Origin of the sequence: Okeania sp. SIO2F4, from assembly GCF_010672385.1 — a bacterium.
In the GTDB taxonomy this organism is placed as follows: domain Bacteria; phylum Cyanobacteriota; class Cyanobacteriia; order Cyanobacteriales; family Microcoleaceae; genus Trichodesmium.
The window spans coordinates 1-1177 of the sequence record NZ_JAAHGT010001470.1; the positions used below are offsets into that span (position 1 = coordinate 1).

At 36.4% G+C, this 1177-nt stretch carries 2 protein-coding genes; both read left to right on the forward strand.

Annotated elements, in window-relative coordinates; all coding sequences use genetic code 11:
* Positions 1-85 (forward strand): PEP-CTERM sorting domain-containing protein (locus F6K22_RS42965; RefSeq protein ID WP_363275591.1); only part of this gene is annotated, 85 nt, incomplete at its 5' end.
* 734 nt (positions 86-819) lie between these two features.
* The gene (locus F6K22_RS41295) at positions 820-972 is read left to right on the forward strand and encodes a hypothetical protein (RefSeq protein ID WP_293111003.1); all 153 of its coding nucleotides are present in this window, start codon (positions 820-822) and stop codon (positions 970-972) included.
* The last annotated feature ends 205 nt before the right edge of the window (positions 973-1177 follow it).

Below are 1177 nucleotides of genomic sequence, written 5' to 3' on the forward strand. Positions count from 1 at the left end.
GAGTTCTGTTCCCGAACCAACTAGCGTTTTAGCTTTACTCGGAGTTACAGGTTTAGGCTTAATAAGCAAACGTCGCCGTTTTTAGAGTATCTTTATAAGCAAGAATGCTTAGTTGCTTGTAGTTAGGCTTTAGCCCATGAAATACTTATCTTTTTGCTCAAGCCCAACTACGATCCCAATTTTAACTAAGTCAATAGTAGTTGTAATAATATCAATTAATTGAATTAATTGATGAGGTTTGGTTCTATCTACTCTCTGGTCTTATAGTTCACTAAAATATTCATAAATACTCTTTTTTGCCTGGAGTTTCATTGTTAAATATTACTATTATTACTATAATAATTATCCTCATAAATATCTAATATTCAATCTTAATTAGGTTTTTTTTAAAACTATTAATTATTGAGTTGACTATGAAAATTTTGGGAATTTTTTGATGGTGATTTTATAAGCAAGCGCATAGTTTCCATTTGAATTGATGTTCTTGGTTATTTGTTAAAAAAATTAGATGCGTTTGCCCTGGCGTAACCCCCCAGGCGATCGCTAAACCATAGAGTCCGAATTCGACAATGCGACTAAATAGAATTTCTGCTCCTAAAATGACTAAGCCAGTTTTAATATAGTATTCGGTACGCACAGCAGGTCTTAATATTATGTCCGATCATCGTTTGTGTAAAATCTGAGCGATACTGCTACGCAACGCTACTTTTCAAGCCCTCGATCAATTATCAGTAGGCCACCAACGAAAATAAGTGAGACCTGTTTGGGAGCGATTGCCTCCGGCACGTTTCACGAACGCTGTTTCATTAATTTGTCGTAGTGGTTTTAAATACTGTTATGGCAACTATGAGTAATGCCATGACAAAAAGCCTAGAATATGCTGTTCCTAAATATTTAGAAAATACTCTCGATCATCTTTTAGACAATATGATATCTTCTTCTGCTCATACTATTTTCTTAGAAACTGTTTGAGAAGTATTGCATAGAACCGATGAATCCGCGCAAACCTAACCCCCCTGCCCCCATTCCCTTGTAGGGAATGGGGGTTGCCGGAGCCTCTCTCCTGGGAGGAGAGAGGTTTGGAGAGAGGTTTTTATGAGTTTACAAACAGCTTCTTAGCACAAGCTCACTTTATGAGTGCAGAAACTGAAATCAAAGGAGATATTATTCTTTTCTT